This is a genomic window from Streptomyces sp. NPDC000348 (assembly GCF_042898795.1).
GTDB lineage: Bacteria > Actinomycetota > Actinomycetes > Streptomycetales > Streptomycetaceae > Streptomyces.
This window is the reverse complement of sequence record NZ_JBIAZD010000005.1, coordinates 306,738-327,951: the sequence shown is the minus strand read 5'-3', so window position 1 is coordinate 327,951 and position 21,214 is coordinate 306,738. Positions and strand designations below refer to the sequence as shown.

19 protein-coding genes and 1 pseudogene are annotated in these 21,214 nt (G+C 72.4%); 9 read left to right on the top strand and 11 right to left on the bottom strand.

Translation table 11 applies throughout. The features are described from left to right. Window positions 1-95: 95 nt before the first annotated feature. From araD to ACFY3N_RS13280, 4 genes and pseudogenes are all read right to left on the bottom strand, one after another. Window positions 96-1,817: an L-arabinonate dehydratase gene (gene araD / locus ACFY3N_RS13295; RefSeq protein WP_390816756.1), complete on the bottom strand. Its 1,722-nt coding sequence runs from the start codon at window positions 1,815-1,817 to the stop codon at window positions 96-98. Beyond that, on the bottom strand, window positions 1,814-2,722 hold the full coding sequence (locus ACFY3N_RS13290; protein ID WP_390816754.1) for a dihydrodipicolinate synthase family protein: 909 nt from the start codon (window positions 2,720-2,722) through the stop codon (window positions 1,814-1,816). Before ACFY3N_RS13290 ends, araD begins: the two co-directional genes overlap by 4 nt. Further along, on the bottom strand, window positions 2,719-3,405 hold the full coding sequence (locus tag ACFY3N_RS13285) for a GntR family transcriptional regulator (RefSeq protein WP_390816753.1): 687 nt from the start codon (window positions 3,403-3,405) through the stop codon (window positions 2,719-2,721). Before ACFY3N_RS13285 ends, ACFY3N_RS13290 begins: the two co-directional genes overlap by 4 nt. A 145-nt stretch (window positions 3,406-3,550) precedes the next feature. Next, window positions 3,551-4,364: pseudogene (locus ACFY3N_RS13280) on the bottom strand (MBL fold metallo-hydrolase); the annotation flags it as partial. A gap of 77 nt (window positions 4,365-4,441) precedes the next feature. On the opposite strand from ACFY3N_RS13280, the gene ACFY3N_RS13275 reads away from it, so the two are divergent. Beyond that, window positions 4,442-4,708, top strand: a complete 267-nt coding sequence (locus ACFY3N_RS13275) for a hypothetical protein (protein ID WP_390816752.1) — start codon at window positions 4,442-4,444, stop codon at window positions 4,706-4,708. Here ACFY3N_RS13275 and ACFY3N_RS13270 read toward each other — a convergent pair. Continuing rightward, window positions 4,645-5,808, bottom strand: coding sequence for a hypothetical protein (locus ACFY3N_RS13270; protein ID WP_390816750.1), 1,164 nt, complete (start codon window positions 5,806-5,808; stop codon window positions 4,645-4,647). The genes ACFY3N_RS13275 and ACFY3N_RS13270 overlap by 64 nt on opposite strands. Then, entirely contained in the window at window positions 5,805-6,764 is a 960-nt protein-coding gene (locus tag ACFY3N_RS13265; protein ID WP_390816749.1) for a 5-dehydro-4-deoxyglucarate dehydratase, read from the bottom strand. Before ACFY3N_RS13265 ends, ACFY3N_RS13270 begins: the two co-directional genes overlap by 4 nt. 238 nt (window positions 6,765-7,002) lie before the next feature. Here ACFY3N_RS13265 and ACFY3N_RS13260 point away from each other — a divergent pair, with 238 nt between their 5' ends. The 7 genes from ACFY3N_RS13260 (at window position 7,003) to ACFY3N_RS13230 (ending at window position 14,505) form a co-directional block, all read left to right on the top strand. Next, window positions 7,003-7,812 carry an NAD-dependent epimerase/dehydratase family protein gene (locus tag ACFY3N_RS13260; protein WP_390816747.1) on the top strand — a complete coding sequence of 270 codons (810 nt, stop codon included), beginning with the start codon at window positions 7,003-7,005 and terminating at the stop codon, window positions 7,810-7,812. 276 nt (window positions 7,813-8,088) lie between these two features. Then, entirely contained in the window at window positions 8,089-8,859 is a 771-nt protein-coding gene (locus ACFY3N_RS13255) for a DeoR/GlpR family DNA-binding transcription regulator (protein ID WP_390816746.1), read from the top strand. 102 nt (window positions 8,860-8,961) lie between these two features. After that, window positions 8,962-10,335 carry an ABC transporter substrate-binding protein gene (locus ACFY3N_RS13250; protein WP_390816744.1) on the top strand — a complete coding sequence of 458 codons (1,374 nt, stop codon included), beginning with the start codon at window positions 8,962-8,964 and terminating at the stop codon, window positions 10,333-10,335. Then, window positions 10,332-11,273, top strand: a complete 942-nt coding sequence (locus tag ACFY3N_RS13245; protein ID WP_390816743.1) for a carbohydrate ABC transporter permease — start codon at window positions 10,332-10,334, stop codon at window positions 11,271-11,273. Before ACFY3N_RS13250 ends, ACFY3N_RS13245 begins: the two co-directional genes overlap by 4 nt. Beyond that, complete coding sequence (locus ACFY3N_RS13240; protein ID WP_390816741.1) at window positions 11,270-12,121, top strand: carbohydrate ABC transporter permease; 852 nt, start codon at window positions 11,270-11,272, stop codon at window positions 12,119-12,121. The genes ACFY3N_RS13245 and ACFY3N_RS13240 overlap by 4 nt, the downstream gene beginning before the upstream one ends. Beyond that, window positions 12,118-13,107 carry a zinc-dependent alcohol dehydrogenase family protein gene (locus ACFY3N_RS13235; protein WP_390816740.1) on the top strand — a complete coding sequence of 330 codons (990 nt, stop codon included), beginning with the start codon at window positions 12,118-12,120 and terminating at the stop codon, window positions 13,105-13,107. Before ACFY3N_RS13240 ends, ACFY3N_RS13235 begins: the two co-directional genes overlap by 4 nt. Before the next feature lie 204 nt (window positions 13,108-13,311). Further along, window positions 13,312-14,505: a TerD family protein gene (locus ACFY3N_RS13230; protein WP_390816870.1), complete on the top strand. Its 1,194-nt coding sequence runs from the start codon at window positions 13,312-13,314 to the stop codon at window positions 14,503-14,505. A 51-nt stretch (window positions 14,506-14,556) separates the two neighbouring features. Here ACFY3N_RS13230 and ACFY3N_RS13225 read toward each other — a convergent pair whose 3' ends face one another. The 3 genes from ACFY3N_RS13225 to ACFY3N_RS13215 form a co-directional block, all read right to left on the bottom strand. Next, entirely contained in the window at window positions 14,557-15,111 is a 555-nt protein-coding gene (locus ACFY3N_RS13225; RefSeq protein ID WP_390816739.1) for a TetR/AcrR family transcriptional regulator, read from the bottom strand. A 160-nt stretch (window positions 15,112-15,271) separates the two neighbouring features. Continuing rightward, window positions 15,272-16,729, bottom strand: a complete 1,458-nt coding sequence (locus tag ACFY3N_RS13220; protein WP_390816738.1) for an alkaline phosphatase PhoX — start codon at window positions 16,727-16,729, stop codon at window positions 15,272-15,274. A gap of 145 nt (window positions 16,730-16,874) precedes the next feature. After that, window positions 16,875-18,305 carry a hypothetical protein gene (locus tag ACFY3N_RS13215; protein ID WP_390816737.1) on the bottom strand — a complete coding sequence of 477 codons (1,431 nt, stop codon included), beginning with the start codon at window positions 18,303-18,305 and terminating at the stop codon, window positions 16,875-16,877. A 184-nt stretch (window positions 18,306-18,489) separates the two neighbouring features. Here ACFY3N_RS13215 and ACFY3N_RS13210 point away from each other — a divergent pair, with 184 nt between their 5' ends. After that, the gene (locus tag ACFY3N_RS13210; protein ID WP_390816735.1) at window positions 18,490-20,304 is read left to right on the top strand and encodes an endonuclease/exonuclease/phosphatase family protein; all 1,815 of its coding nucleotides are present in this window, start codon (window positions 18,490-18,492) and stop codon (window positions 20,302-20,304) included. A gap of 96 nt (window positions 20,305-20,400) precedes the next feature. Here ACFY3N_RS13210 and ACFY3N_RS13205 read toward each other — a convergent pair whose 3' ends face one another. Together ACFY3N_RS13205 and ACFY3N_RS13200 are read right to left on the bottom strand one after the other, a co-directional pair. Beyond that, window positions 20,401-20,763 (bottom strand): DUF3618 domain-containing protein, encoded by a 363-nt coding sequence (locus ACFY3N_RS13205; RefSeq protein WP_390816734.1) that lies wholly within the window; start codon window positions 20,761-20,763, stop codon window positions 20,401-20,403. Then, window positions 20,760-21,176, bottom strand: a complete 417-nt coding sequence (locus ACFY3N_RS13200) for a phage holin family protein (RefSeq protein ID WP_390816732.1) — start codon at window positions 21,174-21,176, stop codon at window positions 20,760-20,762. The genes ACFY3N_RS13205 and ACFY3N_RS13200 overlap by 4 nt, the downstream gene beginning before the upstream one ends. Window positions 21,177-21,214 lie beyond the last annotated feature (38 nt).

The window sequence follows — 21,214 nt, the reverse complement described above, 5'->3', positions numbered from 1 at the left end:
CTGTTCTCCGTTTCTCGGTACGTCGTGCTGTGTGGTGCGTGAGCGGGTGAAGCGCTTTCTTCCTGTGCGTGCGGGGGCCTGGGAGGTACGGCCGGTCAGCCGGCGTACGGGTCCTGGACCGTGCCCGGGCGGGCGAGGAACTCGAAGTCGCAGCCGGTGTCGGCCTGCGTGATCTGCTCGTTGTAGAGCGCGCCGTAGCCGCGCTCGTAGCGCACGGGCGGCGGCGTCCACTGCGCCCGGCGGCGTTCCAGCTCCTCGTCGTCGACGTCGAGCCGGAGGACGCGATTCTCGACGTCGAGGGTGATCGAGTCCCCGGTGCGCACCAGGGCCAGCGGTCCGCCGACGTACGACTCGGGGGCGACGTGCAGGACGCACGCGCCGTAACTCGTCCCGCTCATCCGGGCGTCGGAGATCCGCACCATGTCGCGCACCCCCTGCTTGAGCAGGTGGTCGGGCAGGGGCAGCATCCCGTACTCGGGCATGCCCGGGCCGCCCTTGGGGCCGGCGTTACGCAGGACCAGCACGCTGTCGGCGGTGATGTTCAGCGCCGGGTCGTTGATGGTCCGCTGCATCTGCTTGTAGTCGTCGAAGACGACGGCGCGGCCGGTGTGCTTCAGCAGGTGCGGCTCGGCGGCGATGTGCTTGATGACGGCGCCGTCCGGACAGAGGTTGCCGCGCAGTACGGCGACCCCGCCCTCGGCCGCGACCGGGTTGCCGCGGGGCCGGATGACGTCGTCGTCGTGCACCTGCGCGCCGGCGATCTGCTCGCGCAGGGTGTCGTGGCAGACGGTGGGCCGCTCCAGGTGGAGCAGGTCCGGGATCCGAGAGAGGAACCCGGGCAGTCCGCCCGCGAAGTGGAAGTCCTCCATCAGGTACGTCTGTCCGCCGGGCCGTACGTTGGCCAGCACCGGGACGGTGCGGGCGATGCGGTCGAAGTCGTCGAGGGTGAGCGTGACGCCCGCGCGGCCGGCCATGGCGATCAGGTGGATGACGGCGTTGGTGGAGCCGCCGAGTCCGAGGACGGTCGTCACCGCGTCCTCGAACGCGTCCGCGGTGAGGATGTCGCTCAGCCTGCGGTCCCTGTGGACCAGGTCGACGATCGCCATGCCCGCCTTCGCGGCCATCCGGTCGTGCCCGGAGTCGACGGCCGGGATGCTGGACGCGCCCGGGACCGTGACGCCGAGGGCCTCGGCCGCGGCGGTCAGCGTGGACGCCGTCCCCATGGTCATGCAGTGGCCGGGCGAGCGGGCCAGGCCGCTCTCCAGCTCCTGCATCTCGCAGTCGCCGATGACACCGGCGCGCTTGTCGTCCCAGTACTTCCACATGTCGGTGCCGGAACCGAGGACCTCGTTGCGCCAGTGCCCGGGCAGCATGGGCCCGGCGGGCACGAACACGGCGGGCAGGTCGGCGCTGGCGGCGCCCATCAGCAGGGCGGGCGTGGACTTGTCGCAGCCGCCCATCAGCACGGCTCCGTCGACCGGGTAGGAGCGCAGCAGCTCCTCGGTCTCCATGGCGAGCAGGTTGCGGTAGAGCATGGGGGTCGGCTTCTGGAAGGTCTCGCTGAGGGTGGAGACCGGGAATTCCAGGGGAAAGCCGCCCGCCTGCCAGACGCCCCGCTTGACGGCCTGCGCGCGGTCGCGCAGGTGGACGTGGCAGGGGTTGATGTCGGACCAGGTGTTGAGGATCGCGATGACCGGCTTGCCCAGGTGCTCCTCGGGCAGGTAGCCGAGCTGGCGGGTGCGGGCGCGGTGGCTGAAGGAGCGCAGTCCGTCGGTGCCGTACCACTGGTGGCTTCTGAGCTGCTCGGGGGACTTCATATCGACCACCCCGCGGCGATGGCGGCGACCTCGGCGCGCTCGCTCTCGGGCAGCGGCCTGCTCGGCGGGCGGACCTCGCGGCGGCACAGGCCGAGGGAGGCGAGGGCCTCCTTGACGACGGTGACGTTGTTGGCGGAGCCGTTGGCGGCGCGCAGTTCCTCGAAGCGGCGGATCTGCTCCCACACCTTCATGGCGGTCGGGTAGTCGCCGGAGCGCAGCGCCTCGATCATGTTCAGCGAGACGGACGGGGCGACGTTGACCAGGCCCGAGGTGAAGCCGGTGGCGCCGGCCGAGAAGTAGGAGGGGGCGTACGGCTCGGCGAGCCCCGCGACCCACACGAACCGTTCCAGCCCCGCGTCCCGGGCGAAGGCGGCGAACCTGGCCGCGTCCGGCACGGCGTACTTCACGCCGAGCACGTTGGGGCAGGCGTCGGCGAGTTCGGCGAGCCGGGCGCCGGTGAGCTGGGCGTTGCGGATGTAGGGGACGACGCCCAGTTCGGGCACGGCCTCGGCGATCGCGCGGTGGTAGTCGACCCAGCCGCTCTGGGAGACGTAGGGGTGGACGGGCTGGTGCACCATCACCATCTGCGCACCGAGTTCACGGGCGTGCCGTGCGGAGGCGACGGCGGTGGGCACGTCGTGGCCCACGCCGACCAGGATCACCGAGCGGTCGCCCGCCTCCTCGACGGTCAGCTCGGTGACCAGCCGGCGCTCGTCGGGGGTCAGGGCGTAGAACTCGCCGGTGTTGCCGTTGGGGGTGAGGGTCGTGATGCCACCGTCGAGGAGACGACGCAGCAGGGCCCGGTAGGTGCCTGGGTCGACGGAGCCGTCCTCGGCGAACGGGGTCACCGGGATCGCCACCACGTCGGCCAGGGCGGCCCGCTGGGTCTCGAACGTCGTTGTCATGCCTGACCGTCCTCTTTCTGGGCTTCCGGGGCCGCCTCGAAGTCCGCTCCGACTTCGGGGAAGGCCCGTCGCACGAACGACGCGATGTGCGAGTACAGGGCGCGGGCCGCGCCGTCCGCGTCCCCGTCGAGCGCGAGCCGCAGGATCTCGCGGTGCTCGCTCGCCTCCCGTTCCCAGGAGGGGTCGGCGGCCCAGGCGACGGCCGAGACGAGGGCGGCCTGGTCGCGGACCTCGTCGAGCATCCGGCCGAGCAGCGGGTTTCCGCAGGGCACGTAGAGGGCGCGGTGGAACGCGCGGTTGGCGAGCGACCGTTCGGCCGTGTCACCGGCCTCGTCGGCGCGGGTCAGCGCGTCGCGCGCGGCGTCCAGGGAGGCACCGCGACGCACGGCGCGCTTGAGCGCCTCGGGTTCCAGGAGCAGCCGCACGTCGTAGACCGCGCGTGCCATATCCGCGTCGACCATGCGCACCGTGACGCCCTTGTACTGGCTCATCACGACCAGACCGGTGCCGGCCAGGGTCTTGAGCGCCTCGCGCACCGGGGTCTTGGACACCCCGAACTGTGCGGCGAGGTCGGTCTCGACCAGGGCCTGGCCCGGTGTGAACCGGCCGGTGAGTATGCGGCGTTTGATCTCCTCCAGCACGTACTGCGTGCGGGAGGGGATCGGCGTGGGCACAGAGGTCATGCGCGCCTCTCGGATTTCGCGTCGGATCTCGCGTATCGGATCTCGCGTATCGCGTCTCATATATGACGTACGAAGTACGACGCGATGACCGTAGGAGTGGCCCAGAGTTTCGTCAATGCTTCTGACAGAGGAAGTTTCCGTTGCCTCACACGGCGTACGCGCGGCCCTCCCGGGCGGTGGCGGTGGGCCCGCCGAAGGCGGAGGCGGCCCGGGCGGTCGCCGCCTCGGGGGTGAGCGTGGGGCCGGCATGGGCGACGAGGAGTTCGCGCACGCCCGCCCGCCGGGCGGTGTCGCCGGCATCCTCGGGCGTCAGGTGGACACGTTCGCTTTCGCGATGCTCGTCGATGTCCGCCTCGCAGAGGAAGAGGTCGGCGTCGCGGGCCGGTCCGGTGAGGGCGGCACACGGTCCGCTGCCCCCGGAGTGGGCGAGGACGCGCCCCGCGCACTCGGCACGCAGCCCGTGGGCCTCGACGTCGTGGACGACGGCGGTGGAGGTGAGGGTTGGGCCGCCGTACCGGACGGCCCGCCCGTCACGCAGGGGACGGAAGTCGAATACGCCGTCGAGGAAATCGGTGTCCGGGCGTCCGAAGAAGCCGGCGAGCCTCCTCCACCGCTCAACGCGTGGGAGGTGCCCCCGGCGCGCAGCCGGCCGGCGCGTGGACGGCGATCGGTGCGGACGGGGTGAGCCCGCCGCACGCGAGGCCGTGGGCGGCGGCGAGCGGATCGGCGAGGGGGCACCGCCCGGTCGGGCGAAGCCGAGACCGGGGGAGATCGGCGTGCAGGCGGGAGATCCATACGGCGCCCAACCGGGCCGGGTCCGTGTGCCACTGCAATTCGGCGAACGTCCCGAACCCCGCGTCGACCCACACCCCGGCGCCCGCGCCGCGCAGGAGGTGGCCGGAGCCGGGGCGGTCGGGGCCGGGGTGCGGGGAGGCGGTACCGAGGACGGTGAGCGTGAGATCGGAGGTCGTGCGGGGAGGCTGGAGGGAGCTCCCCGGCCCCCGCGCCGTCGACCCACCGCGCGGGCGGTGCCACGATGCCGTGCGCGAACGCCAGCGGGGCGCCGGTCCACGCCGTGGTCGAGGACCTCGGCCGCTCCCCCGCGTACGCCGGTGTGCTGTACGCCGTCCAGGGCGCGGGGTCGGCGGCGGACGCGGCCCTGGTCGGGCTCGTCGGCCACCGGCTGCTGCCGGCCGTGCCCGGATGCGCCCTGGGGGCGGTGACGGCGGCCGCTCTGTCTCAGAGTCCGGCCAGCGCCGAGCGCACCGCCTCCAGGTCCCCGTCCGACGCCAGCCCGGCGTGATACAGGCGCAGTTCCGTCGCGCCCAGCCGCCGCGCCTCGGCCGCGTCCGCCGCGAGGGTGCCGGGGCTGCCGCCCATGCCGGAGACCACGGTGAAGTTGGCGGCGAGGACGGTGTCCGCGCCGGCCTCCCGGGCGAACGGGGTCAGCGGCCCGGCGCCTCCGGTGCAGGGCACGACCACTCCGTCGGCGACGGAGAGGATGTGGGCCGGGTCGACGCCGGCGTTGGCTCCGCAGTGGTAGGAGACCGGGTCCGCGTGCAGCAGCACCTGGAAGCCCTCGGGAGCGGCCTGCCGCACGGCGGCGACCGCCGCCTCCTGGAGCGTGCGGGCCGTTTCGTCGCGCCAGGCGCGCGTGGCGTTCGCCGTCTCCCCGCCGAGGAGCTTCTCGACGCCCGCCCAGCCCCCGTCGGAGGGCGCCCCCCGCCACACCGGTTCCAGTGCGGTGCGCACGGCGCCGGCGAGGGCGTCGGCGTCCAGGCCCCGGGCCCCGTAGCCCTCGCGGCAGGACGGGCAGAAGCACAGGGACATCAGGTACTGCCCGGCGTCCCCGAGCCCGACCCCGGCGGTCTTGTCGTGGGCGTGCAGGTGGGCCAGTCCGTACCAGCCGAGGGACTCCAGCTCGGTGCCGCGCGCCCCCGGCCGCACCGCCGCCTCGGCGGCCAGGCCGGTCAGGTAGGCGCGCGTGGCGGGCTGGGCGACGCACGGCGCCCAGGGGTAGCGGTCGCCGTAGGCGTTGACCACCGAGGTGTCCGGATGCTCGGCGCCGAGGCGGGAGTTGTGCGCGAGCACCACCCAGGTGTGCACCTGCAGGCCCGCGTCCGCGAGCGCGGCGGCGGCCTCGCCGAAGGCGTCACCGGGCGCCCAGTCGCCGGCCGGGTACGGGCGCAGGGGGCGGTCCGCCCAGTGGTCCCCCGCCGGGTACAGCACGGCCGCGTGTTCCGCGGTGACGACGCGGTGGCGCGGGTGGCGCGGGGTCAGCGCGCGGGTGGAGTGGTAGGCGGAGGCGAGCGTCACCTGCGCCGTGCCGAGCGCGGCGATCCGCGCGGGTGCCTCCGGGTCCCCGTTGACGTCCCAGGGGTAGACGAACGCCGACGCCTTCACTGGCCCTCCTCGAGCAGCGCGTGTCCCCGCTCGATCAGCCGGGCGAGTTGCTTGACATGATCCCCGGCAGGTTCGTGCAGCGGCGGCCGCACCTCCCCCACGTCCAGCCCGCGCAGGCGTACGCCGGCCTTGACGAGGGAGACGGCGTAGCCGTGGCCCTGGGCGCGCAGTTCCACGAACGGCCGGTAGAAGCCGTCGATCAGGCGGTTCGCGGTGTCCGTGTCGCCGGTGCGGAAGGCGGTGTGGCAGGCGAGGGCGATCTCGGGCGCGAAGCAGAACACCGCGGACGAGTAGAGGGCGATGCCGATGCCGCCGTAGGCGGGCTGGGTCAGTTCGGCGGTCGGCAGCCCGTTGAAGTACAGGAAGTCACCGGGGCCCTCGGCGCGGACGGCGCTGACGATCCGCTGCATCAGGTCGAGGTCGCCGAGGCCGTCCTTGAAGCCGGCGATCCCCTCCGTGCGGGCCAGTTCGACGACGCCGCGAGGAGTGAAGACGGCGTTGTCGCGCTGGTAGACGATCACCGGCAGGGAGGTCGCGGCGGCCACCTGCCGGTAGTGCCGCAGCAGTCCCTCCTGCCCGGCCCGCACCAGGTACGGCGGCATCGCGAGCAGCCCGTCGGCGCCCGCGCGCTCGGCGAGGCGGGCGTAGCGGACCGCGAGCGCGGTGCCGTAGCCGGCGCCCGCGACGACCGGGACGCGTCCTCCGGCGGCCTCCACGGCCGCCGTCACGCACAGCTCGAACTCCTCCGGCGTCAGCGCGTGGAACTCACCGGTGCCGCAGCAGGCGAACACGGCGGCGGCACCGGCCTCCACCCCGCGCCGCACATGGAGCCGGTAGGTGTCGAGGTCGACGGAGCCGTCGGGTCCGTAGGCGGTGACCGGGAAGAACAGCGGCCCGCTGGGGACACCGAGTCGGGCGGCGAGAGGGGCTGACGTCACGAGCTCTCCCAGGTCCATATTCCTGATTGATGTCCACAACTCTGAACATGTTCACGCTAAGACGCCCCGGGGACCCCGGTCAAGCACCGCAACCCGCGACGCACCAGCGGATTCTTCCGTTCCGCGGGAAGTCGCGGAATACTTGACGCGCCGCACCCCACCTCCTTAGCGTGTCCACGGATATGAATGCCGTGCGCCCATATGTATGGGCTCATATGTACGGCCACCACGGCCGGCGATGCAAGGAGACCCGAGGATGCCCGCTCCCCGCACCGTTCTGCTCACCGGCGCCGCCGGCGGCCTCGGCACGCTGATGCGGGACCTGCTCCCGGACCACGGCTACGACCTGCGCCTGCTCGACCTGCGCCCCGTCGACGGCGAACCGGACGCGGTCGTCGCGGACCTCGCCGACAAGGACGCCGTGCGCGAGGCGGTCCGCGGCGTCGACGCGATCGTCCACCTCGCGGGCATCTCCCTGGAAGCCCCGTTCGAGAAGATCCTGAGGGCCAACATCGAGGGCACGTACAACCTGTACGAGGCCGCCCGCGAGGAGGGCGTCGGCCGCATCGTCTTCGCCTCCTCCAACCACGCCGTCGGCTACACCCCGCGCCCGCAGGGCGACGACCCCCTCATCCCCGTCGACACCCCGCGCCGCCCGGACACCTTCTACGGCCTGTCCAAGTGCTTCGGCGAGGACCTCGCCCAGCTCTACTGGGACAAGCACGGCCTGGAGACCGTCTCCGTGCGCATCGGCTCCTGCTTCCCCGAGCCGACCAGCGTGCGCATGCTCTCGGTGTGGATGAGCCCCGCCGACGGCGCCCGCCTCTTCCACGCGGCCCTGACCGCCGAGAACGTCGGCCACACCGTCGTCCACGGCTCCTCCGCCAACACCCGGCTGTGGTGGGACCTCACCTCCGCGCGGGCGCTCGGCTACGACCCGCAGGACGACTCCGAGCCGTACGCCGCGAAGCTGATCGCCGAGCAGGGCGAACTGGACCCGGACAACCCGGCGCACGCCCGCCTGGGCGGACACTTCGTCACCGACCCGCCCGTCTGGCCGTACTGACGGCGGGATCCGGGCGGGACATCACGCATCCGGCGGCGGGCGGGCACCGAACGGGCCCGCCCGCCGCCGCATGCGGGCATCCGCGCTGCCCGCTCCCACCCGCTCCCCCGCGCCCTCCCAGGTCCGGGCCGGGCCCGAGGCGAGCCGAACGGGCACAACCGGGCAGGAACGGGCCTGCAACAGACCTGGTCAGCACGGAAAGCCCGTTGTAGAACTTCCTGCATGGGTCCCACCGGGCCCGAACGGGCAGCGAGATCAGGAAGCGGGTGTCCGGCCATGAGCAACAGGACGGCCGAAGAGCGCCAGCGGGAGATCGTACGGGTGGCGCGCACCACCGGTTCGGTCGACGTCAGCGCGCTCGCCGCCGAACTGGGCGTGGCCAAGGAGACCGTACGGCGGGATCTGCGCGCCCTGGAGGACCACGGTCTGGTGCGCCGCACCCACGGCGGCGCCTATCCCGTGGAGAGCGCCGGCTTCGAGACGACGCTCTCCTTCCGCGCCACCAGTCACGTGCCCGAGAAGCGCAGGATCGCGGCCGCCGCGGCCGAGCTGCTCGGGGACGCCGAGACGGTCTTCGTCGACGAGGGCTTCACCCCGCAGCTCATCGCCGAGGCCCTGCCCACCGACCGGCCGCTCACCGTGGTCACCGCCTCCCTGCCGGTCGCGGGCGCGCTCGCGGAGACCGGCGCCGCGTCCGTCCTGCTGCTCGGCGGCCGGGTCCGCTCCGGAACCCTCGCCACCGTCGACCACTGGACGACGAAGATGCTCTCCGGTTTCGTCATCGACCTGGCGTTCATCGGCGCCAACGGGATCTCCCGCGAACACGGTCTGACCACGCCCGACCCGGCGGTCGGCGAGGTCAAGGCGCAGGCGGTCCGGGCCTCCCGCCGGGTGGTGTTCGCCGGCGTCCACGCCAAGTTCGGGGCGGTCAGCTTCTGCCGGTTCGCCGAGGTCGGCGCGCTGGAGGCGATCGTCACGAGCACCCTGCTCCCGGCGGCCGAGGCCCATCGCTACTCCCTGCTGGGACCGCAGGTCATCCGGGTCTGAGGCAGACCGGATCAGCACACCGTTTCCTTGCCCCCGGGGCGGAGCCATGCCGCGCGACGCCCGTCATCTCCCCATACGACCGCTTTCGCCGAGGAGTGATCCATGCAAACCCAGAGCCGATGGAGGCCGCCGCGAGCCGCACTCGCCGCGGTCGCCGCAGGGACGCTGCTCGCCCCGCTGCTCTCCGGCTGCTGGGTCGGGGCGGGCGGGGCCGGCGCCGGCGGTGACTCCGTCAACGTCCTGATGGTCAACAACCCGCAGATGGTCGAGCTGCAGAAGCTGACCGCGGACCACTTCACCAAGGACACCGGCATCAAGGTCAACTTCACCGTGCTGCCGGAGAACGACGTCCGCGACAAGATCAGCCAGGACTTCGCCAACCAGGCCGGCCAGTACGACGTGGCCACCCTGTCCAACTACGAGATCCCCATCTACGCCCGCAACGGCTGGCTGAAGGAGATGGACTCCTACGTCGACGGGGACCGGGACTACGACCAGCAGGACGTCCTCGAGCCGATGCGCCAGTCCCTCACCGGCGACGACGGCAAGCTCTACGGCCAGCCCTTCTACGGCGAGTCGTCCTTCCTGATGTACCGCAAGGACGTCTTCGCCGAGGCGGGCCTGGAGATGCCCGCCAGGCCCACCTGGCGGCAGGTGGCCGACCTCGCCGCGCGGCTCGACGGGGCCGAACCCGGTATGAAGGGCATCTGCCTGCGCGGTCTGCCCGGCTGGGGCGAGGTCATGGCCCCGCTGACCACCGTGGTGAACACCTTCGGCGGCACCTGGTTCGACGAGGACTGGAACGCGAGGCTCGACTCCCCCGAGTGGGAGAGGGCGACGAAGTTCTACGTCGACCTGGTCCGCGAGCACGGCGAGTCCGGCGCCCCCCAGGCCGGCTTCGCCGAGTGCCTCAACAACATGACCCAGGGCAAGGTCGCCATGTGGTACGACGCCACCTCGGCCGCCGGCTCCCTGGAGGCCGACGGGTCCCCCGTCAAGGGCAAGGTCGGCTACGCCCCCGCGCCCGTCGAGAAGACCGAGTCCTCCGGCTGGCTCTACACCTGGGCCTGGGGCGTCCAGCACGCCTCCCGCAACCCCGACAACGCCTGGAAGTTCATCTCCTGGGCCTCCAGCAAGGAGTACGAGCAGCTGGTCGGCGACGAGATCGGCTGGTCCAACGTACCGGCCGGCAAGCGCGCCTCCACCTACGCCAACCCCTCCTACCGTGCGGAGGCCGCGGCCTTCCAGGAGATGACCAAGGAGGCCATCGAACAGGCCCGGCCCGAGGACCCCGGTGTCCAGCCCCGTCCGGCGCCCGGCATCCAGTTCGTCGGCATCCCCGAGTTCACCGATCTCGGCACCAAGGTCTCCCAGGAGATCAGCGCGGCCATCGCCGGACGCCAGTCCGTCGAGTCGGCCCTGAGGAAGTCCCAGCAGCTCGCAGAAGAGATCGCCGAGGAGTACGAGGGACGATGACCGCCACGACAACGGCCCCCGTGGCCGCGCCCGAGACACGCTCCGCACCTCACCGGCCCTCCGCCCGGCTGCGCGCCTGGGCCACCCGCGCCCCGCTGCTGCCCGCCCTGGTCTTCATGATCGCGGTGACCCAGCTGCCCTTCGTGGCGACGCTGGTGATCTCCTTCTTCGACTGGAACTCCCTCTACCCCGACGCCCGCCGCTTCGCCGGCTTCGAGAACTACCAGGAGGTCCTCACCGACGCCGCCCTGCGCAAGTCCGTCTGGACGACGATCCTGCTCACCGTGGCGGTCGTCCTGGCCAGCCTGGTCCTCGGACTGCTGCTCGCCCTCCTGCTGGACCGGAGGTTCCGCGGCCGGGGCATCGTCCGCACCCTGCTCATCGCCCCGTTCCTGGTGGTCCCGGTCGCGGCGGCCCTGCTGTGGAAGCACGTCCTGTACAACCCGGAGTACGGCCTCCTCAACGGCCTGCTGCACTACGTCGGCGGCCCCCAGCCCGACTGGATCTCGGGCACCCCGCTGCTCGCCGTGGAGGCCTCGCTGGTCTGGCAGTGGACCCCGTTCATGATGCTGATCCTGCTCGCGGGACTGCAGAGCCGGGACCACCAGCAGATCGAGGCCGCCCGCGTCGACGGCGCGAGCGACTGGCAGATCTTCGTCCACCTCACCCTGCCCCACCTGCGCCGCTACCTCGAACTGGGCGCCCTGCTCGGCTCGATCTACATCGTGCAGAACTTCGACGCGGTCTTCACCATCACGTCCGGCGGCCTGGGCACCGCCAACCTGCCCTACACCGTCTACCAGACCTTCTACCAGGCCCACGAGAACGGCCTCGCCTCGGCCGCCGGCGTCCTGGTCGTCATCGGCTCGATCGTCATCGCGACCTTCGCCCTGCGCGTGGTCTCGTCCCTGTTCCGCGAGGAGGTGTCCCGCGCATGAGCAGCATCACCGTACGCACCCGCGGCCGGTTCCGCGGCGGAGCGGGTCTCGGCCTGGTCGCCTGGCTGGCCGGCATCGTGTTCTTCCTGCCCATCGCCTGGATGGTGCTGACGTCCTTCCACTCCGAGGCGGACGCGGCCACCAACCCGCCGTCCTTCACGGCCGCCCTCACCCTGGACGGCTACCGCGAGTTCTTCGGCGCGGGCGGCGGCGCCGGCCCCTGGCCCGCCCTGATCAACTCGACGGTGGCGTCCGTCGTCTCGACGCTCCTCGTCCTGCTGCTGGCCCTTCCCGCGGCCTACGCCCTGTCCATCCGCCCGGTGAAGAAGTGGACGGACGTCCTGTTCTTCTTCCTCTCCACCAAGATGCTGCCCGTCGTGGCCGGCCTGCTGCCGATCTACCTGTTCGCCAAGAACGCCGGGATGCTCGACAACATCTGGCTGCTCGTCATCCTCTACACCTCCATGAACCTGCCGATCGCGGTGTGGATGATGCAGTCCTTCCTCGCCGAGGTACCGGTCGCGGTCATCGAGGCCGCCCACCTCGACGGCGCCCGGCTGCCGACGGTGCTGGCCCGCGTGGTCGCCCCGATCGCCCTGCCCGGCATCGCGGCGACGGCGCTGATCTGCTTCATCTTCAGCTGGAACGAACTGCTCTTCGCCCGGGTCCTGACGGGCGTGGTCGCCGAGACCGCCCCCGTCTTCCTGACCGGCTTCATCACCAGCCAGGGCCTGTTCCTGGCCAAGGTGTGCGCCGCGTCGCTCGTCATCTCCCTGCCGGTGCTCGCCGCGGGGTTCGCCGCCCAGGACAAACTCGTCCAGGGCCTGTCGTTGGGAGCCGTGAAATGAAGGCCGCCGTCATCGAGTCCGTGGGCAAGGCCGTCGTCACCGAGGTCCCGGACCCGACTCCGGGGCCGCGCGACGTCGTCGTCGAGGTCGCCGCGTGCGGGCTGTGCGGCACGGACCTGCACATCCTCCAGGGCGAGTTCGCGCCGAAGCTGCCGATCGTGCCGGGGCACGAGTTCGCCGGCGAGGTGGTCGGCATCGGCTCCCGGGTCACGGAGGTGTCGCTCGGCGACCGGGTCGCGGTGGACCCCTCCCTGTACTGCCACGAGTGCCGCTACTGCCGGAACGGCCACAACAACCTCTGCGAGCGCTGGGCGGCGATCGGCGTCACCACGGCGGGCGGCGCGGCGCAGTACGCGGTGGCGCCGGTGGCGAACTGCGTCAGGCTGCCCGAGCACATCCGCACGCAGGACGCGGCGCTGATCGAACCGCTCTCCTGCGCGGTGCGCGGCTACGACGTGCTCCGGTCGCGGCTCGGCGCGCACGTGCTGATCTACGGGTCCGGGACCATGGGCCTGATGATGCTGGAGCTGGCGAAGCGGACCGGTGCGGCGAGCGTGGACGTGGTGGATCTGAATCCGGCGCGGCTGGAGACGGCGCGGCGGCTGGGGGTCTCCGCGTCGGCGGCGTCGCCGGACGAGCTGGACCGGCCCCAGGGCTGGGACCTCGTCATCGACGCGACGGGCAACGCGGCGGCGATCCAGGACGGCCTGGACCGGGTGGCCAAGGCCGGTACGTTCCTCCAGTTCGGGGTCGCCGACTACGCGACGCGGGTGACGATCGATCCGTACCGGATCTACAACCAGGAGATCACGATCACGGGGTCGATGGCCGTGCTGCACAGCTACGAGCGGGCGGCGGAACTGTTCGCCGGGGGCGTCCTGGACCCGGACGTCTTCATCAGCGACCGCCTCCCCCTGGACCGGTACCCCCAGGCCCTGGAGCAGTTCGCGGCGGGCGTGGGCCGGAAGATCGTGGTGGTGCCGTAGGGGTTCCCCCCTGGATTCCCGCTCCTCAAACGCCGGAGGGGCTGATTCCAGCCCCTCCGGCGTTTGAGGAGCGGGGGTCCGGGGGCCACGCCCCCGGGGGACGGGAACGGGTAGGGGCGGCGGGGGCGAAAACCCTCTGACCCGATCGGGCCACAGGTAAGGGAACGGTAAAACAGCCTCGCTCGTTCACCCCGCATGACCGCTATGACCCCCGGCTCGAACATCCCTCTCCCCACCGCCCGAGTGACGGTGGACGTCGCCGCCCCCGTGCGCCTCGACGTTTCGGGCCTGCTGCTCACCGCCGACGGCAAGGTGCGCTCCGACGACGACTTCATCTTCTACAACCAGCCCGCCGGCCCGGGCGTGACCTACCGCTCCGGCGGCGGCACCACCCCCGACGCCATCACGGTCGACACCACGGCCGTGCCGCCCGGCATCGAGAAGATCGTCGTCACCGCGAGCCCCGACGCCGCCGGCCAGACCTTCCAGGGCATCGAACCGACCGCCACCGTCCGCAACCCGGACGACAACGCGGTCCTGGCCACCTTCACGCCCCCGCGCCTCGGCGACGAGACGGCACTGGTGGTCGTGGAGATCTACCTGCGCAACGGCGCCTGGAAGGTCCGTGCCGTCGGCCAGGGGTACGCCAACGGCCTGGCCGGCATCGCCACCGACTTCGGCGTCACGGTGGAGGAACCGGCCGCCCCCGCCCAGCCGGCGGCCGCCCCGCAGGCACCCCCCGTGCCGGCCGCCGCACCCCCCGTGCCGGCCGCCGCCCCCGCCGCGCCTCCGGCACCGCCCGCCGCCGCCCCCGGCACCGGGAAGATCAACCTCGACAAGGGCCGGGTCAGCCTCCAGAAGAACCAGACCGTCTCCCTGATGAAGGGCGGCCGCCCGCTGCTCTCCCAGGTCAAGATGGGTCTCGGCTGGGAGCCGGCCTACCGCGGCAAGGACATCGACCTGGACGCCTCGGTCATCGCCTACGGCCCGCAGCGCAACCACATCGACAGCTGCTACTTCGGCAAGCTGCAGATCGTGAACGGCGCGATCCGGCACTCCGGCGACAACCTCACCGGCGAGGGCGGCGGCGACGACGAGGTGATCACCGTGGACCTCGGACGCCTCCCCCAGGAGGTCTCCGGCCTGGTCTTCACAGTCAACTCCTTCTCCGGCCAGAAGTTCACCGAGGTCGCCAAGGCGTACTGCCGCCTCCTGGACGCCACCACGGGCGAGGAACTGGTCCGCTTCGACCTCACGAGCGCCGAACCGCAGACGGGCGTGATGATGGCGAAGCTGATCCGCCAGTACTCCGGCGAGTGGGAGATGACCGCGATGGGCGACTTCGTGAAGTCGCGCACGGTACGGGGGATGGTGAAGCCGGCCGGCCAGGCACTGTAACCACCCGGACGGGCCGTGGGGCGCCCCCGCCGGCAGGGGGCGCCAGGGCGGTCACGCCCGCAGCCCGTCCATCAGCAACCCCAGATAGCGGCGGATCTGCGTCCCCTCCCCGCCCGCCAGCTCCGAGGCCGTCGCCACGCCGTGGGCCAGCCGCAGCACGTCGACCGGCTCGACGTCGCGCCGCAGCACGCCCGCCTCCCGCGCCGCCCCGACCAGCCGGGAGACCGCGCTCTTCAGCGGATCGCAGCACTCCGTGCCGCCGTCCCCGACGGCGGCGCCCAGCAGCGCCCGCAGCCCCCGGATCCGGAGCATCCCGGCGCCGAGTTCGTTCAGCCACTCCACCAGCGCCTCGCCCGGCGGCAGCCGCCCGGCGAGTTCGCCGGCCCGTGCCGCGATCGACTCGATACGGTCGACGTACGCGGCCTCCAGCAGCGCCCGACGCGTCGGGAAGTGCCGGTAGAGCGTGCCGGACCCGACGCCCGCCCGCTTGGCGATGTCGTCGAGCGAGGCACCCTCACCGTGCGCGGCGAACGCCTCCACCGCGGCTTCGAGCAGCAGTTCGCGATTGCGGCGGGCGTCCGCGCGCATGGACCTGACCTGCGCCATCACCCACTCCTCACCCCCGGGACCCTCCCCGTACCCTATCGAGCGGGGAGCGGGGAGGGCTCCGGACCGGAGCAGTTCCTCACGCGGCCCACGGCCGGTCGGCGTCCCGGCCGCCCTCGACGTACTCGGCGGCGCCCACCGGGCCGGGCCGCTGAATTGCCTACCGGCGCCTCTGCCGCCTCCAGGGCCCCGTGATGGCGAGCATGATGCCCGGTTCCTGGATGTTGGCGTACAGGGTCTTCCCGTCGGGCGAGAAGGTGACGCCGGTGAATTCGCTGAACTCCGGCTCGTCCTCGGTACCGATGTTCAGCTCGTTGCGGGCGATGGGGTAGGTGCGTCCGCTGTCGGTGGCGCCGAACAGATGCTGCACGCCCTCGCCGTCCTCGGCGATGATCAGGCCGCCGTACGGGGAGACGGTGATGTTGTCGGGGCCGTCGAGGGCGCCGTCCTTCGACGGGTCCCGGTCGACGCCGAGCAGGACCTTCAGGGTGAGCGTGCGGCGCCCGGGATCGTAGAACCAGACCTGGCCGTCGTGCTGGACGGGACTCTCCTCGCGGGCGTACGAGGAGACGATGTACGCCCCGCCGTCGCCCCACCACATGCCCTCCAGCTTGCGGGCGCGGGTGACCTCGCCCTCCTCGAACTGCTCGCGCACGTCGACGGTCCGGGCGTCGCGGTCGGGCACGTCCACCCAGTCGACGCCGTACACCGTGCCGGTCCTCGTGGCGCGGGAGAGGTCGTCGACGTACCGGCCGCCGGAGTCGTAGCACTTGGGCGCCTGGAGGACGCCGGCGTCGTCGGCGAGGGTGCGGAGGGTGCCGGGGCCGTAGCGGAAGCCCTCCGGCGGGGTCCAGCGGTAGAACAGGCCGTTGGGCTCGTCGGCGTCCTCGGTGAGGTAGGCGTGGCCGCGCCTGGTGTCGATGACGACGGCCTCGTGGTCGTAACGGCCGAAGAACTTCAGCGGCTTGGGGTCGCGGTTGGCGCGCCGGTCGGCGGGGTCGACCTCGAAGACGTAGCCGTGGTCCTTGGTCATGCCGTTCTCGCCGGCCCGGTCGGAGTTCTCCTCGCAGGTGAGCCAGGTGCCCCAGGGAGTGCTGCCGCCCGCGCAGTTCTGGGCGGTGCCGGCGATGCCGACCCATTCGGCGACGCCCCCGTCGGGGCGCACCTCGACGACCGTGCAGCCGCCGGGCGCGGCCGGGTCGTAGACCAGGCCCTCGACGAGCGGGACGGGGAACTCCCGTTCGTCGCGCGGGCCGTCCATCTCGTGGTTGTTGACCAGGAGGGTGCTGCCGCGGGGGCCGGGGAAGGCGGCGGTGCCGTCGTGGTCGGCGGGCGTGTACTCACCCGACTCCAGCCGGGTCCTGCCGCTGTGGGTGAGCACGCGGTACGTGAAACCCGCGGGCAGGGCGAGGAGTCCGTCCGGGTCCGCGAGGAGCGGCCCGTACCCGACCCCGTCGTGCCGCTCCGCGGCTTCCGCGGTCCCTTCGTCCACGCTCTCGGTGTCGGCGGTCGCGAGGGCGTTGGGCGCGGAGGCGAGGGCGGCCACACTGCCCGTCAGCGCGACACCGGCGCCGGCGATCGCGGACGTTCTGGCGAAGTCCCTGCGGGTGAGCGACATGCTGTCTCCTGTGACGTGGCTGGGCCGTGGAGGGTGGCGAACCCCGTGCGTCCGCCACGCTCCCGCCCATGCCTGAACGCCGGTTGAACACCGAGGGTCACGGGGGTTCTCCCTTCCGTGAACCGCACGGGTCCCGTCGCGGGGCTCAGCCGCCGTGCTGCGACCGCGCCTTGAACGCCGCCTTCCGCGCTTCCTTCGCGATCCGCTTGTCGGGGTGCAGCCGCCCCATGGCCTCCAGCACGTCCGCGGTCGCCGGGTGCTCCACCCGCCAGGCCGTGTCGAAGAAGCCGCTGTGCTGCCGCGCCAGCCCCTCCACCAGGGAGCGCAGCTCCTCGGAGTTGCCCTCGGCGGCGAGCTGGGCGGCGACCGTGTCGATGGTCAGCCAGAAGATCAGGGCCTCGGACGGCGGCGGTACGTCGGCCGCCCCGTGCTCGGCCAGCCAGACCCGGGCCAGCCCGCCGAGTTCGGGATCGTCCAGCACCTCCCGCAGTGCGGGCTCCGCCGCCGCGCCGACCAGTGACAGCGCCTGCTGGCACCGCAGCCGCCGCAGCGGCGCGCCCTGGTCCGCCCCGCGGGCCGCCGCCAGCAGCTCGCGTGCGGCCTGGAGCGGATCACGCCGGCCCAGCCACCGCTCGGTCTCCGCGTGGGCGGCGGCCGGCGGGAAGACGGCCGTGCCGTCGAGCAGCGCGTCCGCGCCCTTGTCCACGAGGTCGCCCACGGCCGGCGCCGCGAACCCGGCCTCCAGCAGCCGGGCGCGCAGTCCGTACAGCCCGAGCGGGGTCAGCCGCACCATGCCGTAACGGGAGACGTCGGTGTCGTCGACCGGCCCGGCGGGCTCCTCGTCGGCCATCAGCGCCTCGTCCACCGGCCGGTACTCCACGAGCCCGACCGGCTCCAGCATCCGGAACTGGTCGTCCAGCCGCATCATCGCGTCGGACACCTGCTGCAGGACGTCGTTGGTGGGCTCGGTCATGTCACCGGGCACGATCACCGAGGCGGCCAGCCCGGGCAACGGGACCATCGCGCCCTCGGCACCCTCCCCGCCCACGGTCAGCAGGTAGAGGTTGCCGAGCACTCCGTCCAGGAACTCCGCCTCGGCCTCCGGATCCCAGTCCAGCGCGTCGAGGTCGAGCTCCCCGGACCCCTCCCCCTCGGCGATGGCGTCGACCAGCCCGCCCAGGTCCGGAACGCTCGCGTCACCGAGCACCGTCTCCAGGGCCGCGAGCCACACCCCGAGCACGTCCTGCGGCGAACCGCCGGTGAGCAGCGCCAGGGCGTCCCCCGCGGCGACGGTCCCCTCCTCCTCGTCGACCACCTCGACGAGCCCGGCGTCCACGGCGACGCGCCAGGCCTCGCCGGCGTCGGCCGCGGCGTCCTCCCCGGTCAGCCCCAGCTGCGCGGCGGCCGCCGGCAGCTGCTCGTCGACGAGCCCGCCCCCGGCGTCGACCCTGGTCCCCGGCCCGGCCCAGCGGGCGAGCCCGGCGGCCCGGGAGAGCACCGGGGTGGACAGGGCGTCGCGCGCCAGCTCCGCTTCGGGGCGCAGCAGCGCAGGCGGCAGGGTGGAGCTGTCTGACATCGGCTGTTTCTCCTAGGGCCGGTAACGACTCAGCCGCTCAGCCTAGACGGATTTCCACCCATGCCGCCCGCTTCATCTCCTCTTCAGTGGCCGTACATGGCCGAAACCTTGACAAGTGGCCCGGCCTGGCTGGAGATTGACGCGCGTAGAAATGGGCGGGTCACACGTTCCCGGAGGGAATCCCTTGCCGAGCAAGTCGTCCGCGCGCCTCGCCGCGCTCACCGTCGCCGCCGTGTGCTCCGCGGCATCCACCGTCGTCCTCACGTCACCCGCGCACGCAGAAACGGTGCGCATCCACGACATCCAGGGCGACACCCGCATCTCACCGCTGGCCGGCCGGCAGGTCACCGACGTGACCGGAATCGTCACCGGCGTCCGCACCTACGGTTCGTCCCGCGGCTTCTGGATCCAGGACCCGGCCCCGGACGCCGACTCGGCCACCAGCGAGGGCGTCTTCGTCTTCACGAGCTCCACCCCGAAGGGCGTCGCGGTCGGCGACGCCGTCACCGTCTCCGGCACGGTCTCGGAGTACGTCCCCGGCGGCACGTCCTCGGGCAACCAGTCCCTGACGGAGATCACCCGCCCGACCTTCACGGTCGTCTCCGGCGGCAACCCGGTCCCGTCCGCGACGACCGTCGACGCACGGTCCGTTCCCGCCGCCTACACCCCGGAGCCGAACGGCTCGATCAACACGCTCCCCCTGCGCCCCGCCGCGTACGCCCTGGACCTCTACGAGTCGCTGGAGGGCATGAACGTCCAGGTCTCCGACACCCGCGTGGTGGGCGCCACCGACCCGTACACCGAGCTCTGGGTCACGGTGAAGCCGTACGAGCACCGCAACCACCGGGGCGGCACGGTCTACGGCTCCTACGACGCCCAGAACACCGGCCGCCTCCAGATCCAGTCGCTGGGCAAGGCGTCCGACTTCCCCGACGCGAACGTCGGCGACACCCTCACCGGCACCACCACGGGTCCCCTGGACTACAACCAGTACGGGGGCTACACCCTCGTGGCCAACGAGCTGGGCACCCTCGAGACCGCGGGTCTGCGGCGCGAGACGACCCGTCGGCAGCACACCTCCGAACTGGCCGTCGCCACCTACAACGTCGAGAACCTCGACCCCTCCGACGACACCTTCGCCGCCCACGCCGCGGCGATCGTGGACAACCTCCGGTCTCCCGACATCGTGTCCCTGGAGGAGATCCAGGACAACAACGGCGCCACCGACGACGGCACGGTCGCCGCCGACCTGACGATGACCAGGCTGATCGACGCCATCGAAGCGGCGGGCGGCCCCCGCTACGACTGGCGCTCCGTCGACCCCGCCGACAAACAGGACGGCGGCGAGCCGGGCGGCAACATCCGCCAGGCCTTCCTCTTCAACCCCGCACGGGTCTCGTTCACCGACCGTCCGGGCGGCGACGCCACGACCGCCACCGACGTCACGGAGATCCGCGGCAGGGCGGCCCTGACGCTCTCCCCCGGCCGGATCGACCCGGCCTCCGAGGCCTTCGACGACAGCCGCAAGCCGCTCGCCGGCGAGTTCACCTTCCGGGGCCGCACGGTCGTCGTCATCGCCAACCACTTCGCGTCGAAGGGCGGCGACCAGGGTCTGACCTCCCAGTACCAGCCCCCGTCCCGCGGTTCGGAGACCCAGCGCCACCTCCAGGCGGCGGCGGTCCACGACTTCACGGCGAAGATCCTCAAGACCCAGAAGAACGCCGACGTGGTGGTCCTGGGCGACATCAACGACTTCGAGTTCTCGGAGACGACCGAGATCCTCGAGGGCGGGGGCGCCCTCTGGTCGGCGGTCAAGTCCCTCCCCCGGAGCGAGCGCTACTCGTACGTCTACCAGGGCAACAGCCAGGCCCTGGACCAGATCCTGATCAGCCCGTCCATCCGCCGCGGCACCTTCACCTACGACAGCGTGCACGTCAACGCGGAGTTCCACGACCAGATCAGCGACCACGACCCGCAGGTACTGCGCTTCCGGCCGTAGCGGGAAGACGACGGCGGTGGGCGGGGCCGGCTCCGGGATGTTCCCGGAGCCGGCCCCGCCCACCGGTCGCAGCCGCTCCGCGCCGGCACCGCCGCCTCAGCAACGGTGGCGCCGCACCATCACCGCGCTCGCGACGACCGCGGCCACCGCGCCGGCGATCATCGCCGGCTTCCGGTACCGCGCCCCGACCTCCCCGGCGTGCGCGGCACTGCTCCGCATCTGCACGGTCATCGCACCGGCCCGGTCCCGAAGGTCGTCGGCCCGCGCCCGCACCCTCCCCCTGATGTCCATCTTCCCGGCCAACTCCTCGACGGTGTCGCCGAGTTCGTGCCGTGTCCGTTCGATCTGCCGCCGCAGTTCGTCCGGCCCCTTGGCCCCCTGCCCGGTCGCGGCGGCCTCCGCCTTCGCCTCCACGTGGGCCCCCGTCCGGGACCCCGCGCGCCCCACGTCGTGCGTCATCGGTGCGCCCTTCCCTTGATCTCCTCGACATCGGCCTTCACGCTGCCCATGGTCCGCTCGGGCTTGGGCGGCGTGGCCCGGCGCAACTGCCCGCGACCGGCAAGAGCGAGCACACCGGCGATGGCGAACAGCACCCCCGTCACGATGAGCGCCGCCGCCCACAGCGGCAGCACCAGGTCCAGCGCGGCGACACCCGTACCGGCCAGCGCGAGCAGTCCCGCATAGCCGAACGCCCCCGCCGCGCCCAGCATCCCGCCGCCGCGCCCCGCGCGGCGCCCCTTCTCCGCAAGCTCCTCCTTGGCGAGCGCCATTTCCTGCCGTGCGAGCCGGGAGATCTGCTCGGTGGCCTGCCCGACGAGCTCGCCCACGCTGTGCTCGTCGCGAACCGGCCGTCGCTCGATGGTTCCGGTCACGATGCGCCTCCTCTCGGATCGGGAACTCCGAGTACCCC